The 14573-nt window shown below is 60.4% G+C and carries 8 protein-coding genes; 3 read left to right on the forward strand and 5 right to left on the reverse strand.

The features are described from left to right. Positions 1–497 (reverse strand): amidase family protein (locus ACILSI_RS25330; protein WP_395724714.1); only part of this gene is annotated, 497 nt, incomplete at its 3' end. A 418-nt stretch (positions 498–915) separates the two neighbouring features. On the opposite strand from ACILSI_RS25330, the gene ACILSI_RS25335 reads away from it, so the two are divergent. After that, a complete protein-coding gene (locus tag ACILSI_RS25335; protein WP_395724715.1) occupies positions 916–1806 on the forward strand; it encodes a DMT family transporter in 891 nt (296 codons plus the stop codon). Positions 1807–1852: 46 nt separating this feature from the next. Then, positions 1853–4774 carry a M28 family peptidase gene (locus tag ACILSI_RS25340; RefSeq protein WP_395724716.1) on the forward strand — a complete coding sequence of 974 codons (2922 nt, stop codon included), beginning with the start codon at positions 1853–1855 and terminating at the stop codon, positions 4772–4774. A 182-nt stretch (positions 4775–4956) separates the two neighbouring features. On the opposite strand, the gene ACILSI_RS25345 is transcribed toward ACILSI_RS25340, so the two are convergent. From ACILSI_RS25345 to ACILSI_RS25355, 3 genes are all read right to left on the reverse strand, one after another. Then, positions 4957–5268 carry a hypothetical protein gene (locus tag ACILSI_RS25345; protein ID WP_395724717.1) on the reverse strand — a complete coding sequence of 104 codons (312 nt, stop codon included), beginning with the start codon at positions 5266–5268 and terminating at the stop codon, positions 4957–4959. 449 nt (positions 5269–5717) lie between these two features. Beyond that, entirely contained in the window at positions 5718–8519 is a 2802-nt protein-coding gene (gene polA, locus ACILSI_RS25350) for a DNA polymerase I (RefSeq protein WP_395724718.1), read from the reverse strand. 42 nt (positions 8520–8561) lie between these two features. Next, positions 8562–9302, reverse strand: coding sequence for an ion transporter (locus ACILSI_RS25355; protein ID WP_395724719.1), 741 nt, complete (start codon positions 9300–9302; stop codon positions 8562–8564). Between the two features lie 138 nt (positions 9303–9440). On the opposite strand from ACILSI_RS25355, the gene ACILSI_RS25360 reads away from it, so the two are divergent. Beyond that, on the forward strand, positions 9441–11984 hold the full coding sequence (locus ACILSI_RS25360; RefSeq protein ID WP_395724720.1) for a peptidase MA family metallohydrolase: 2544 nt from the start codon (positions 9441–9443) through the stop codon (positions 11982–11984). Positions 11985–12071: 87 nt separating this feature from the next. On the opposite strand, the gene ACILSI_RS25365 is transcribed toward ACILSI_RS25360, so the two are convergent. Further along, positions 12072–14483, reverse strand: a complete 2412-nt coding sequence (locus tag ACILSI_RS25365; protein WP_395724721.1) for a DEAD/DEAH box helicase — start codon at positions 14481–14483, stop codon at positions 12072–12074. Between the last annotated feature and the right edge of the window lie 90 nt (positions 14484–14573).

Below are 14573 nucleotides of genomic sequence, written 5' to 3' on the forward strand. Positions count from 1 at the left end.
ACGGTGTCCAAATGCTTTGGTGAGATGGGAAACACGCCCTTGGTTGAAACGAGGCCAAAGGTAGTCTTCAAGCCGTAAACCCCGCAGCAGGCCGCCGGCACACGGATCGAACCGCCCGTGTCCGTGCCAAACGCCACATCCGCCATGTCCGTAGCGACCGCCATCGCCGAACCACTCGATGAACCTCCTGGAATCACCTTGTTCTTACCATCCAGACGACTTTTCGGCGTGCCAAAGAAGCTATTCTTGCCGGAGACCGTGATCGCAAACTCCGTGAGATTGGTTTTCCCGACAATCTGCACGTTTCGTTCCCGAGCCAGCGCCAGACACGGGGCATCGCGTGCTGCCGGGGTGCCGTGCTTGGCCACATACTCGGATCCCGCCGAGGTGACCCGGCCCTGCATGTCGATGTTGTCTTTGACCGCCAGCCGCAGACCGGTGCTGCCAGCAGGAGGCGGCCAGTAGGCGATGAACGCATGCTCACGCGAACGCCTCACCTGCCGTTGTTCTGGAGATGCGCAGCCATTGAGAACACACACCATCAGCATCCCGCCCAAAACCCATCGGATCGTGCCACATAGGCGGTTGTTCATCATAGTGGGGCCAGCATGGCAGTCCGCACTCAAACAACAATGGGGTGAACACTCCATTGTGGCGATATGAGCATGAGCCTTGGCATCGCCAGCATCTGCTTGAATTGTCATTTGCACTCTCGTGTTTTCCATCCACTCTCCGCCAGTCTGATGAACCTCAAACCTGCCAGCCGAATCGCGATTCGTGCCGTTGTAAAAACGGTACGCGCCATTTGGCATGCCTAACTCCACGGTTTGAGGAACCTGCGCTTACAGCGACCATCATCACACGACAAAACGATCAGAAATGATGCCAGAAGGTAGCCCTCAGACCGGCACCTCCATGAGCACTCTTACTTCCGAACTCCAACACCATTCCCGACGTGGTACGCTGTGGATGACCGTGTCCCTCACTTGTTTCACCGGCAACGCGCTGCTGCTCAAGGTGCTCTCCTCCAACCGTCATGTCGATCCTTGGATGTCGCTCGCGTTTCGCGCCGTGCTTGGATTGCTGGTGACCATCGTGCTGTTTGCGCCAGCGGGCTCGTTGAGGCTGCGGCGCTCGTTTCAAAGCTGGCTGCTGGCCTCGCGCGGCATTCTGGGGGCCATCGGCACGGCGGCCTACTATGTCACCATCGGTCCGCTCGGCGCAGGAAAGGCCACGCTCATCGGCAACACCTGGACCGTCTTTGCCGCGATCATGGCGGCCTTCGTACTGCACGAAAGACTCGGCCTGATGAAGCTCGGCGGCATTCTGCTGGCCTTGTTTGGCCTGGGTCTGCTTACGGGCATGGCTCCCGGCACGTTGACACAGTTTGGGCAGTATGAAATCATCGCCCTTGTCGGCGCGGTACTCGCGGCGGCGGTCGTGGTGGTCATTCGTCAGCTCACGCGCACGGAAACGAGCGCCACCATCTTCGCCTCACAGTGCGTGTATGGCGTGCTACTCGCCGTTCCCATCGCGTGGATGAATCACATCTCGCTGAACTGGACGGATGTTGCTTTGCTCTCGGCTGCGGCGATGTGCGCCACCTTCGGTCAGCTTGCCATGACGGAAGGCTTCCGCTTTCTCTCTGTCGCGGCGGGTGGGGCTTTCCAGGTCACCGTGCCGGTCATCATCACACTGTGCAGCATCAGTCTGTTTGCCGAGCCCTTCACCATGCCGCAGGTCATCGGCGGCGTGCTCGTGCTCTGGGGCAGCTTTCAGACGGTGGTGGGCGGGCGACGGCGGTGAACTTTCCGAAGGCAGGAGCCTTTCTGGCGCGTATAAAGCGCAAACCATGCGTCTACTGTTTTCCCTTTGCCTCGCCGCCACCTCTGTTCTTGCCCAAACCGAGGCGGATTTCATCACGAACACCCGCCAGCTCACCTTTGAGGGCCGAAGGGCTGGGGAGGGCTACTTTTCGGCTGATGGCACCAAGATGATCTTTCAGTCCGAGCGCGAGGAGGGGAACCCGTTTTATCAAATCTACCTGATGGACCTCGAAACGGGCGACCAGGAGCGCATTTCGCCCGGCATGGGCAAAACGACCTGCGCGTGGATTCATCCGGACGGCAAACGCGTGCTCTTCGCCTCCACTCACACCGATCCTGAGTCAAAAAAACTCCAGCAGGCCGAGTATGACGAGCGCAAGAACGCCAAGGTGCGCAAATACTCCTGGGACTACGACGAGCATTACGACATCTGGGAATACACACTGGCGGACAAGAAGCTCAAGAACCTCACGAACACGCGTGGTTACGATGCTGAAGGCGGCTGGTCGCCGGATGGCAAAAAGATCGTCTTCGCGAGCAACCGTCAGGCCTACGAAAAAACGCTCAGCAATGAAGAGAAGGAGCGCCTGAAAATCGACAAACAATACTTCATGGAGATCTACACCGCCGACGCCGATGGCTCGAACGTGAAACGTCTCACCAACGTGCCCGGCTACGATGGCGGGCCGTTTTTCAGCGCCGACGGCAAGCGCATTTGCTGGCGCCGCTTCACGCCGAAGGGTGATGTGGCCGAGGTGTGGACCATGAACGCCGACGGCAGCGATCAAAAAGCCATCACCAAGCTCGGCGCGATGAGCTGGGCACCTTATTTTCATCCCAGCGGCGAGTATTTGATCTTCACCACAAATCTCAACGGCTTTGCGAATTTTGAACTCTACATCGTTGACGCGGCTGGCAAGCATGCGCCGGTCCGCGTGACGACCACTGATGGTTTTGATGGTTTACCGGTCTTCACGCCCGATGGCAAAAAACTCTCTTGGACCAGTGGACGTGCCAGCGGCGGTGCCTCGCAGATCTACATGGCCGATTGGGACCACGATCACGCGCTCACGGCCCTTGGCCTCAAAACCGATCCGCTAGCCCCCATCGCTCAGTCCAAGAGTCCTGACTTCACTCAAACTACTGCGGACATTCGCGACGCTGACATCAAGCAACACGTGACCTACCTTGCCAGCGATGAACTCGGTGGCCGCCTCACGGGCACCGATGGTGAAAAGCTCGCCACCCAGTATTTTGCCGATGTGGCGAGGCAGATCGGACTCAGCGCCTTTGGAGATGACGAAACCTACTTCGACAATTTCGACTTCACCGCCGGTGTCGCACTCGGCGAAGGCAATGCCTTGACCCTCCTTGACCAATCTTTGACCGTTGACCAAGACTGGCGACCTCTCTCCTTTTCCCAAAACGGCGATGTGGCTCCCGTAGGTATCGTTTTCGCTGGTTACGGCATCGAAACACCCGAAGAAGCCACCGGCACCGATGGCAAAAAGATCCAAACTTATAGCAGCTACGCGCACCTCGAGGTCAAAGACAAATGGGTGCTCGTTTTCCGCTATTTGCCGGAAGGCATCACCCAAGAGCGCCGCAATGAGCTGAGTCGCTACGCCAGCCTGCGCTACAAGGCGCTCACCGCACGGCAGAAAGGTGCTCGTGGATTGATCGTGGTTAGCGGGCCGAATTCCAAGGTCGTGCAGCAACTCGCGCCGATGACGTTTGATGCATCACTCGCCACCAGCGGCATCGCGGCGATCAGCATCACCGATGCCGTCGGTGACAAGCTGCTCGCCAGCGCTGGCAAGAAATTGAAGGACCTTCAGGACAAGCTCGACAACGGCGATCTCATGGGTGGCATCGAATGCACTGGCCTCAAGCTCGGCGCGAAGATCGTGATCCAGCAGGAGAAGAAAAAGGGACGCAACGTGCTCGCGGTGCTGCCTTATAGCGACAAGCCTGATCCACACGTAGCGCCACTGATTGTCGGCGCGCACATCGATCATCTCGGCAGCAGCGGCGGCTCCAATTCACGCGCCAAGGGCGATGAAGTGAATAAAATTCATCACGGAGCCGATGACAACGCCAGCGGCGTCGGTGGCGTGCTCGAAATCGCCCAATGGCTGGCCGATTTGAAGAAGCAGGGCAAGCTGACGCTCAAGCGCGACATCATTTTCGCCGCGTGGAGTGGTGAAGAGCTTGGCTTGCTCGGCAGCAATCACTTTGTCGAGGCTTACGCGAAGATGATCAAGGGCGACGCCAGCGCGAAGCTCACCGGCATGTTTGCCGCGTGTTTGAACATGGACATGATCGGCCGCTTCCAGAAGTCCGTTGTCCTTCAGGGCCTCGGCAGCAGCTCGCTATGGGCGAAGGAGATTGAGAAACGCAACGCACCCATCGGTCTGCCGATCACCACGCAGAACGACGCCCACCTGCCCACCGACAGCACCGCGTTCTATTTGAAAGGCATCCCCACCTTGAACGCCTTCACTGGCTCGCATGCCGACTACCACATGCCGAGTGACACGGCGGACAAGATCGACTACCCGAATGCCACGAAGATCACCAAGCTCATAAGTCTCATCGCGAGAGGCATCGCCACTACTGACCCTGCGCCGGATTACATCGCGATGGAAGCGCCGAAAAACTCCGGCGTGCGCACCGGCCTACGCGCCTACCTCGGCACCATCCCCGACTACGCCCAGGGCGACACCAAAGGCGTCAAGCTCAGCGGCGTCTCCCCCATCGGCCCCGCCGCCAAAGCCGGCGTCAAAGCCGGTGACATCATCATCAAGCTCGGCGGCAAGGAGATCACCAACATCTACGACTACACCTACGTCATGGGCGATTTGAAGATTGGCAAGGAAACCACCATCACCGTGCAGCGTGAGGGCAAGAGCGTTGATTTGAAGATCATGCCTGGTTCGCGGGATTGATCACGGCCTGAACATGAACTCCGTCGTGTTCAGTAGCGCCCAAGCCACATCCTGATCTGCTGCCGCATGTTTTGAGATCGCGGCTTGTTCTTCGTCAGATGGTTTGCGGCCCAGCAGCTCTGGAAAGGAATCCTCGGCCTTCGTGTTTTTGGAGGCTCGTTGGGCCACCCTTTCGCCATTCATCATGAAAAGGGCAACTCATGCGAAACGCGTGTCAGGCTCTCATCCGTCCATTCACGCGTTCCTCGGCCAAGCATGCGCAGCGTGTGGCCGGGTGCTGGCACCTGCGGAATTTGGAGATCAAACTCGCCGGACACCACCTTCCAGATGACTTCAGAGGGCAGGCGGCGGATTTGCGGCGCTGGGGCGATGTAGCAGCCGTTCCAGTCCGTGTTGTAGTCGATGCCAGCGCGCTGGTAAGCGTTGGTGCCTGCCAGCAAGCGTTGGAACTCACCCAGACGACCTCCAAAGCGCAAAAATTCCTCAATGAGCACCTTTATGCCTTGGGTGAAATCCGCTGGCGAGTTGATCTCCAGGCCGACCCAGGTGGGACTGCCGCGTGGTGAGGCGCTGAAGCAGCTACTGCTGAGATTGAGGCGCGGTTTGCGTTGAATCTTTGCAGGCTGACGACAATGAAATCAGACCCAGCATAACCCAAATGCGCGTGTTCATGCTCTGCCGAACGTGTGACGCCGAGAGTAATTAGAGTGATCTGTGTTTCATTGATAGCTGGCATCCTGTTGCCCACGGTGTGAGAAGTGTTGTCTGCAGCAGCGCAATTTCTGACGGCTGACTTATTCGGGAAATGATATGCCCCTTGGATCAATTCAAAGACAATCCGAACCGAAGGTGGCTCCTTGGTTTGATATGGTGAATCAATCCTGACGAATTCACAGGTGCGGGATGAAAGCGGGCGGTTGCGCTTTTTGGCAAGGATGAAACCTCAATGTGCCTGGAGCCAGTTCAAGCCCGTGCCAGCTTCAACTTCCACCGGCACACCTTCGAGCGGCAGGGCGTTCTTCATCGCATCGAGAATGATCGCACGGGCTTGATCGACTTCGCTCTCGGGCATCTCGAAAAGGAGTTCGTCGTGGACTTGGAGGAGCATGCGGGTTTGGAGGCCGGCTTGTTTCAAGGTGGTGGCGACGTGGATCATGGCGAGCTTGATCATGTCGGCGGCGGTGCCTTGGATGGGGGTGTTCATGGCGACACGCTCGGCCTGGCCACGGATGGTGGCGTTCGCGCTGTTGAGGTCACGAATCGTGCGGCGGCGGCCGGTGAGGGTCTCGACGTAGCCGCGGGTTTTGGCGTCTTCGACGATCTGTTCCATGAAGCGTTTCACACCGGGGAACTGCTTGAAGTAGTTGTCGATGATGGTGGCGGCCTCGCCGCGTGGAATGCCGAGGCGCTGGCTCAAACCGAAGGCGGAGATGCCGTAGATGATGCCGAAGTTGACCATCTTGGCGGTGCGACGCATCTCGGGCAGCACGCCGTCGAGTTCGACGCCGTAAACTCGTGCGGCGGTGGCCTGGTGAATGTCGAGACCTTGGGCGAAGGCCTCGATCATGGCCTTGTCGCCACTGAGCGCGGCCATGACGCGGAGTTCAATTTGTGAGTAGTCGGCACTCATCAACACCCAGCCGTCGAAGCCGGGCACGAAGGCTTTGCGGATCTCGCGGCCGAGATCGGAGCGGATGGGGATGTTTTGCAGGTTCGGATCGCTCGATGCCATGCGGCCGGTGGCGGCCATGAGCTGATGGAAGGTGGTATGAACGCGGCCGGTGACTTTTGAAACGGCATGCGGCAGCGCTTCGACGTAGGTGTTGTTGAGCTTGGTGACTTCGCGGTAGTCGAGGATGTCCTGAATGATGGGATGCAGGCCGGTGAGCGACTGCAAGACCTGCTCATTGGTCTGATACTGGCCGGTGGCGGTTTTCTTCGGCTTCTCGATGAGTTTGAGGCGGTCAAACAGCACTTCGCCGAGTTGTTTGGGGCTGTTGAGATTGAAGGGGCCGCCCGCACTTTCCTGAATGCGCTTTTGCAACTCGGCGGCTTTTTTGTCGAGCTCGACGCCGTATTCGCGCAACGCCTGCACGTCGATCTTCACGCCAAAATTCTCCATGCTGGTGAGCACGGGCAACAAGGGGGACTCGACGGTGTCAAACACGCGCGTCTGACCATGCGGAGCCATTTCAGGCCGCAGTTTGGCGGCAAGCTGCCAGGTGACATCGGCATCCTCGGCGGCGTAGTCGGCGACTTTGCTCGCATCTTCTGCCGCAACGTCCGCCATGGTTGATTGGCTGAACAAATCGTCCTTCTCGACGCCAATGAGCGCCGTGATGGGGACGGGCGTGTAGTGCAGGTAAGTCTCCGAGAGGAAATCCATGCCGTGACGCTGCTCGGGCTCGATCAAGGCATGCGCGAGCATGGTGTCGAAATACGGCCCGGTGACCTCGACGCCGTGCGCGAGGAGCACGCTGAGGTCGAACTTGAGGTTGTGGCCGATCTTCTCGATGCCGTCGCGGGTGAACACATCGCGGAATTCTTCGAGCACGGTCTTCGCGGCGGCTTTGTCACGTGGGAAATGCGCGAACCAGCCTTCGTGTGCTTTCCATGAGAAGGCGATGCCGACGATGTTGGTGTCGCGGGGATCGAGTCCGGTGGTTTCGAGGTCGAAGCAGAAGGATTTCTGCTGGGCGAGTTGGGCGAGGAGATTTTGACGTTCTTCGGCGGTTTGGGCGAGATGATAAACGTGCGGCGTGTCGGCGATGGTGGTGAGCTTTGCAGCGACAGGCGCCTCGACTTCCGCAGCAGCGAAAAGATCGCTCGGCGCGGCTTCGGCAGCGGTTTTGCGGCCACGTCCGGCCTTGAAGTCATCACCAAACAAGCGGCGGCCGAGGGCGTTGAACTCGAACTCGGTGAGGAAGGCCTTCAGCGCGTCGTCGTTGTGCGGTTTGAGGATGAGATCGGCGACCTGCGCGTCGTAAGGCGCGTCCACGAAGATGGTAGCGAGTTTTTTGGAGAGAAGGGCGTCGTCCTTGCTGGCTTCGAGCTTTTCCTTCTGCTTGCCTTTGAGCTGGTCGGTGTTGGCGAGGAGATTTTCGACGCTGCCGAACTGCTGGATGAGCGCGGTGGCGGTTTTTTCGCCGAAGCCTTTCACGCCGGGGATGTTATCGACCGCATCGCCCATCAGTGCGAGGATGTCGATGACCTGCTCGGGGCGCTCAATGCCCCAGCGCTCACAGACTTCCTTCACGCCGAGGATTTCCGTGTCGGCACCCTGGCGGCCGGGCTTGTAGATTTTGACGTGCTCGGAGACGAGCTGACCGAAGTCCTTGTCCGGCGTGACCATGAAGGTCTCGATGCCTTCTTTCTCCGCGCGTTTGGCCAGAATGCCGATGATGTCGTCGGCCTCGTAGCCATCGCGCACGAGGATGGGGACGTTCATGGCTTCCATGAGACGTTTGATCTGCGGGATGGCCATGCTGATGTCCTCCGGCATCTCCTCGCGCTGCGCTTTGTAGGCAGGAAACATCTCATGACGCGGCGTCGGCGCGGAGGTGTCCAGAGCGACGGCGAGATGCGTGGGCTGCTGATTTTTGAGGATGTCGAGCAGCGTGTTGGCGAAGCCGTACAGCGCGGAGGTGTTCAGCCCGTCGCTGGTGCGGATGGGGGCTTTGATGAAGGCAAAGTGCGCGCGGTAAAGCAGCGCCATGCCGTCGAGGAGGAAGAGGCGTTGGGACATTCGCCGTCAGACTAGGCGGGCAGGGGATGTGCGCAAACGATGCTAGCCGAGGCCTGATTTGGCCTCGTTCTTTTTCTTCTCGGCCTCCGCCATCTCTTTTTCATGCTCGCGGGCCTTCGCGAGAGCGGCGGCGAGCAGGCCGGTGGGCACGGCGACGATACCGAGCCCCGCGACGAGCACGAAGCCGGTGAAAACGCGTCCGCCAAGCGTGATGGGGATGGCGTCGCCGTAACCGACGGTGGTCAGGGTGACGATGGCCCACCACAGGCTGTGAAAGACAGAGGCATAGACCTGCGGCTGCGCGGCATTTTCAAAATGGTAGATGCCCACGGCGGCGAGGTAGAGCACGACCAAGGCAGCCGTGCCAAACAGCACCAGCTCCTCCTTCGCGTAAATGAAGGCCAGGTGGAAACGCTGCACGGCGGCGGAGTAGCGGGCCAACTTGAAGAGGCGTAACACACGCAGCAGGCGGAAGACGCGGATGCTCCGCAGGTCAAACCCGAGGCTCAGGTAAAACGGCAGAACGGAGAGCACGTCGATCATGCCCATGAAGGAGCGGACGTAGCTCATACGCGGGCGGGTGCTGGCCACGCGCACGAGGTATTCCGCGGTGAAAATGATCACGCTGAGCGCCTCAAAGACGCCAAACGCCCGCTGCCAGCCGGAGTTGAGGCCCGGCAACGTCTCGCAGGCGAACGCGACCATGTTCAGAAGGATCAGCAGTTGGAGAAAGCCCTCCACTCGGCCGAAGTGGGCGCGTCCTTGCTCGTCGCGGGTGATCATCGCGGCATTGTGCTGAGAAAGCGCCGTCCCTGCAAATGCTGTGCCGCTGTTTTTCAGGCATGCGGTTCAAAAAGACTGTGAGAAGGCCCTGGTGGCTCACGATATGCTGGGCGACATCACAAGACATCGTTCACTCTCATGATTCGAGCCATCGCCTTCATCACGATCATCGTAATCATCGCTGCCGCTTCAGCCCAGGCGCAGCAGCTTGATCTGGAGAAGATGTTTGAGGAGCGGAACCTGGGGCCGGTGACGGAGCTGCTGTCGCATGGGGATTATGAGCTGGTGGCGCGGGTGGGCGAGGCGGCAGTGGAGAAGGGGCTCAAGGCTGCGGAGTGGCGCATTCTGCGACTGAAAGCGCTGGTGGAACTCGGGCGGATCGAGGAGGCGCAGGAAGAGTCAAAGAAGGCGCTGGTGATTTTTCCGGGACATTTCGAGCTGCTGATGCTGCAGCATGATTTCGCCAAGATGCTGGGGCAGTCAGATGTCGCGGCGGAGGCGCTCAAGGGCCTGAATGAGGCGGCGAAGGCGAAAGCGCCGAAGGATCGCACGGCGATGGATTTGGTGATGCTTGGCCGGGCGGCGGTTGTGCTGGGGGCGGACGCGCAGAAGGTGATCTCACAGTATTTCAAGGCGGCGCAGGGCAAGGATACGAAGCTGGAGACGGCGTATCTGGCCGAGGGGCATCTGGCGCTCGACAAGGACGATGCGAAGCGGGCGGCGGAGGTGTTTCGCGCGGGTTTGAAGGCGCACGGGGAGACAGCGGAGCTGCGCTTTGGCCTGGCGAAGGCGTTTGGCACGAGTGATCGCGAGAAGGCGGTGGAGAATCTGGCAAAGGCGCTGGAGCTGAACCCGAATCACAAGGCGGCGCATCTGCTGCGGGCGGAACTGCTCATCGGCGGCGAGAAATTCGTGGAGGCGGAGGCGGCGGTGCAGTTGGTGCTGGATTTTGACGAGCAGCATCCGATGGCGTGGTCCCTGCGGGCGGTGGTGGCGCATCTGTTTCACGCGGACGCGAAGAAGGTCGATGCTGCGCGCACGGCAGCATTGAAGCGTTGGGGAAAGAATCCCACGGTGGATCACACAATCGGGCGCTGCCTTTCGCGGGCGTATCGTTTCGCGGAAAGCGCGGGGCATCAGCGCAAGGCCCTGGAGATGGACGCGAACTACCTGCCTGCCAAAGTGCAGCTCTGCCACGACCTGTTGCGGCTGGGCGAGGAGGATGAAGCGTGGAAGCTGGCGGCGACGATCCGCACGGAGGACGGCTACAACATCCAGGCGCACAACTTGGGACAGCTGGAGAAGGAGATGAACGGCTATGTGACGAAGTCGTTCGAGGATTTTACTTTAAAGATGCCGAAGCGCGACTGGCCGATCTATGGCGAGCGGGCGCTGACGCTGCTGCGCGAGGCGAAGGCGGTGCTGGCACCGAAATATGGCCTGGAGCTGAAAAGGCCGGTGCTGGTGGAGTTTTTCGGCGCGCAGCAGGACTTTGCCATCCGTACCTTTGGCGCGCTGGGCGGGCAGGGGATGCTGGGCGTGTGCTTTGGCACAGTGGTGACGATGAACAGCCCCGGCAGCCTGGCGCATGGTCGCAACAACTGGGAAAGCACACTGTGGCATGAGTTCTGCCATGTGATCACGCTCTCAGCGACGAAGAACCGCATGCCGCGATGGTTGAGCGAGGGGATCAGCGTGTATGAGGAAAAGCAGCGTGATCCGGCCTGGGGCATGCCGATGGATGCGACGTTTCGCGAGATGACGCTGGATGAGGAGACGCTGACGCCGGTGTCGCAACTGAGCGGGGCCTTCATGAATGCGAAGTCGCAGGAGCATGTGATGTTCGCGTATTATGAGTCGAGCCAGGTGGTGGAGTATTTGATCGAGAAGCACGGCCTGGAGAAGCTGCTGGGCGTTTTGCGTGACTTGGCGGCGGGGAAGCGCATCAACGACGCGCTTGAGGCGAATGTCGGCGAACTGGATGATATCGAGAAAGGGTTCACGCAGTTCATCACAGCAAAGGCAAAGGGCTTTGGTGCTTTGGCGGACTGGGAGGAGCCGAAGCCGGAGGATTTGAATCCTTTCGATGAAGGATCGTTTACGACCTACTTGAAGGAGCACCCGAACAACCTGCCCGCGACGCGGAAACACGCGCAGGATATGGTGACGCAGAAGAACTGGCCGGAAGTGCTTCGACTGGCGGACAAGCTCATCGAGCTGCTGCCGGACAGCTACGATGCGGACAGCGGTTACATGCTCAAGACGATGGCGTTGCGCCAGATGAAGCGTGAGGACGAGGAAGTGGCGGCGCTGCGGCAGATCGCGGCGAATTCATCCAGCGCGCAGAGCACCTTCCTGCGCCTGATCGAGCTGGATGTGCCGAAGCAACGCTGGGCGGAGGTGAAAGCGAACGCGCAACGTGCCACGGCGCTGAATCCCTTCCTGGTGACGCCGCAGAAGGCGCTGGGAGAGGCGAACGCGGCCTTGAACCTGCGCGAGGAGGCCATCGCGGCCTATGAGCGCGTGCTGGTGCTTGATCCGGGCGGCGCGGCGCAGACGCACTTCAAGCTGGCGCAGCTTTGGAAAGAAACGGATGCGGCGAAGGCAAAACGTCACCTGCTTGATTCACTGGCGCTGGCGCCACGAAACCGTGAGGGACTGGCCATTCTGCAAGCGTGGTAACTTGGGAGAGGCGACGATTTGTTGTCACGAACATGAATTGCCGACGATGCGTCGGGTCTCCATGTCAGGCCAAGGGCGGTGAATCACTCACCACTTCTTTTTGAAGCCGCCACCGCCGCCGCCGAAGCGCTTGCCACCGCCACCACCGCCACCACCGAAGCCGCCGGGCTTTTTGAAGCCACCGCCTCCGCCGTAGCCGCCGCCACCTCCGTAACCGCCACCGGCGTCTTCACGGCGCGGGCCTTCATCGCCACCACCGCCGCCGTAACCGGGGCTGGGGCCTTCGCCTTCACGCTTGAGCCAGGGCTTGGGTTTGGGGCCGAAGCCAGGCTTGCTGAAGCCGCCACCGCCGCCACCAAAGCCGGGTTTGCTGAAGCCACCGCCGCCACCTTTGTAGCCTCCGCCTCCGCCAAAACCACCACCGCCGCCGTAGCCGCCTTTGTTGAAGCCGCCACCACCACCGAAGCCGGGCTTTTTGATGAAACCACCACCGCCGCCGAAACGCTTCGGACGCACGCCGCTGATGTCATCGGGACGATCCGCGTGATCCATGCGGACATCACGACCGCGCAACTGGGCGCCTTTGACGCCCTCGAGCACGGACTCGACTGATTCACCGGGCACTTCGACGAAGCTGCATTTCTCCAGCACGTCGATGGCACCGATGCTGCCGGGGGTCAGATCTTGAATGGTGTTGTAAAGCATGCCGGCGATGTCCTGCGGACGCACCTGGTCCATGCCGCCGACGTTGATGAAGAGGCGCACCATACCGGAGCGCGGGCCTTTTTGGACGTAGCTGCTCTGCTTGCGAGGCAGCGGGCGCTCTTCGTCGGAGGTGTCGTATTCGTTGTCAAACTTGGCCGGAGCCGGGCGTGGAGCGGCGGCCTGATGATTCGTGGGGCCGGCGTCTTCCTCGTGTTCTTCGGCCGGGGAAGTTGAAGCGGATGGGGCGGGCGATACGGATGGGGACGATACTTCTTCGACGACGGCGGGAGCTTCCGGGGCAGGGGACTCGGTCACGGCTGGAGCTTCAGCGTCGGCTGCGGGAGCCGGAGCGGCTTCAACAGGGGCGGGCATTGGCGCAGGTGCGGCGGCCGGAACAGGGGCCGGTGTGCGCACCGGAGGAGCCGGACGGGGTTGGAATTCGCGCTGCGGGGCGTCTCTGCGCTTGGGTGCACGGTCTTCCATGATCTGCTCGGCCTCGCGGACTTGATCCTTCATGAGGAGGTCCATCAATGCACTGGCGATTTCGGTGGCGGTGAATCCGGCATCAAGCAGGCGCTGAATGCTGTGCTCGTGCGAGGTGTAGCTGCTGGCCTCGAGCACGGCTTTGACCTTCTCGAAGGTCTTATCGACACGAGTGGCTTCGAGATCTTCCTGCGACGGCACGGCGGCACGCTCGACACGGATGTTGATGAAGCGCTGGATGCGCTGCATGAGATAAATCTCACGACCTGCGACGAGGCTGACAGCCTTGCCTTTGCGGCCGGCACGACCGGTGCGGCCGATGCGGTGGACGTAGTCTTCGGCGTCGTAGGGCAGTTCCAAATTGACGATGAGGTCGATGTCGTTCACGTCGATGCCGCGCGCGGCCACATCGGTGGCGCAGAGGACTTCAACAGCACCGCTGCGGAAGTTCCGCATGACACGTTCACGCATGGTTTGATTGATGTCGCCATGCAGGCGGTCGGCGGCATAACCACGCGCCACGAGGGCGTCGGTGGCGTCATCGACGGCACGTTTAGTGTTGGCGAAGACGATGGTAAGGCGTGGGGCCTCGATGTCGATCACGCGGCAGAGCACTTCCGTTTTGGAACGGCCATGCACCTCGTAGTAGCGCTGCTCCACCGTGGGAACGGTGAGCGCTTTTTGCTGGATGGTGATGGTGGCGGCGTTGCGCGTGTAATTTTCGACGAGGCGGCGGATGCGCGGCTCGAAGGTGGCCGAGAAGAAGATCGTCTGGCGCTCCTTTGGCACGACGGCCATGAGGCGGTCGATGTCGTCGCTGAAGCCCATGTCGAGCATCTCATCGGCTTCGTCGAACACGAGGGTCTTGAGGCCGTCGAACTTGATCAAGCCGCGCTCCATGAAGTCGAGAATGCGCCCTGGGGTGCCGACGACGATCTGGGAGCCGCTTTGCAGAGCGCGGATCTGGCGGTCATACGAGGCACCGCCATAGACCGGCGTGGCGCGCACGCCTTCCTTGAACTCCGCCAGCTTGTGGATCTCCGCGCAGACCTGCATGGCCAGCTCACGGGTGGGGCAGAGGATGAGGGCCTGGACATGGCGCTTTGAGCCATCAATGCCTTGGACCACGGGAATGCCGAAGGCCATGGTCTTGCCGGAGCCGGTCTGGCTCTGGCCCACCACATCGCGTCCGGTCAGGGCCACAGGGATGGCCTCGGCCTGGATGGGGGAGGGTTGCTCGAAACCGAGGGATTTGACGGCTTCTAAAAGCTCCGGGGCGATTCCCAGTTCAGGGAAGGTGTGTTGACTCATAATGCGATCCCCTCGGGTTTTGAGGGTCGGCATAGTCCCACCGATAGGGGAGATAGCAAGGTCTTTGATCGTCGGGGGCGCTTCGCCTAA

The organism is Prosthecobacter sp., assembly GCF_044232965.1.
Lineage (GTDB): Bacteria > Verrucomicrobiota > Verrucomicrobiia > Verrucomicrobiales > Verrucomicrobiaceae > Prosthecobacter.

Bases quoted from the DNA above. Each gene is read 5' to 3' on its own strand.
- ACILSI_RS25340 (WP_395724716.1), top strand. From the start codon at position 1,853: ATGCGTCTACTGTTTTCCCTTTGCCTCGCCGCCACCTCTGTTCTTGCC.
- ACILSI_RS25365 (WP_395724721.1), bottom strand. From the start codon at position 14,483: ATGAGTCAACACACCTTCCCTGAACTGGGAATCGCCCCGGAGCTTTTA.
- ACILSI_RS25355 (WP_395724719.1), bottom strand. From the start codon at position 9,302: ATGATCACCCGCGACGAGCAAGGACGCGCCCACTTCGGCCGAGTGGAG.
- polA (WP_395724718.1), bottom strand. From the start codon at position 8,519: ATGTCCCAACGCCTCTTCCTCCTCGACGGCATGGCGCTGCTTTACCGC.
- ACILSI_RS25335 (WP_395724715.1), top strand. From the start codon at position 916: ATGAGCACTCTTACTTCCGAACTCCAACACCATTCCCGACGTGGTACG.
- ACILSI_RS25360 (WP_395724720.1), top strand. From the start codon at position 9,441: ATGATTCGAGCCATCGCCTTCATCACGATCATCGTAATCATCGCTGCC.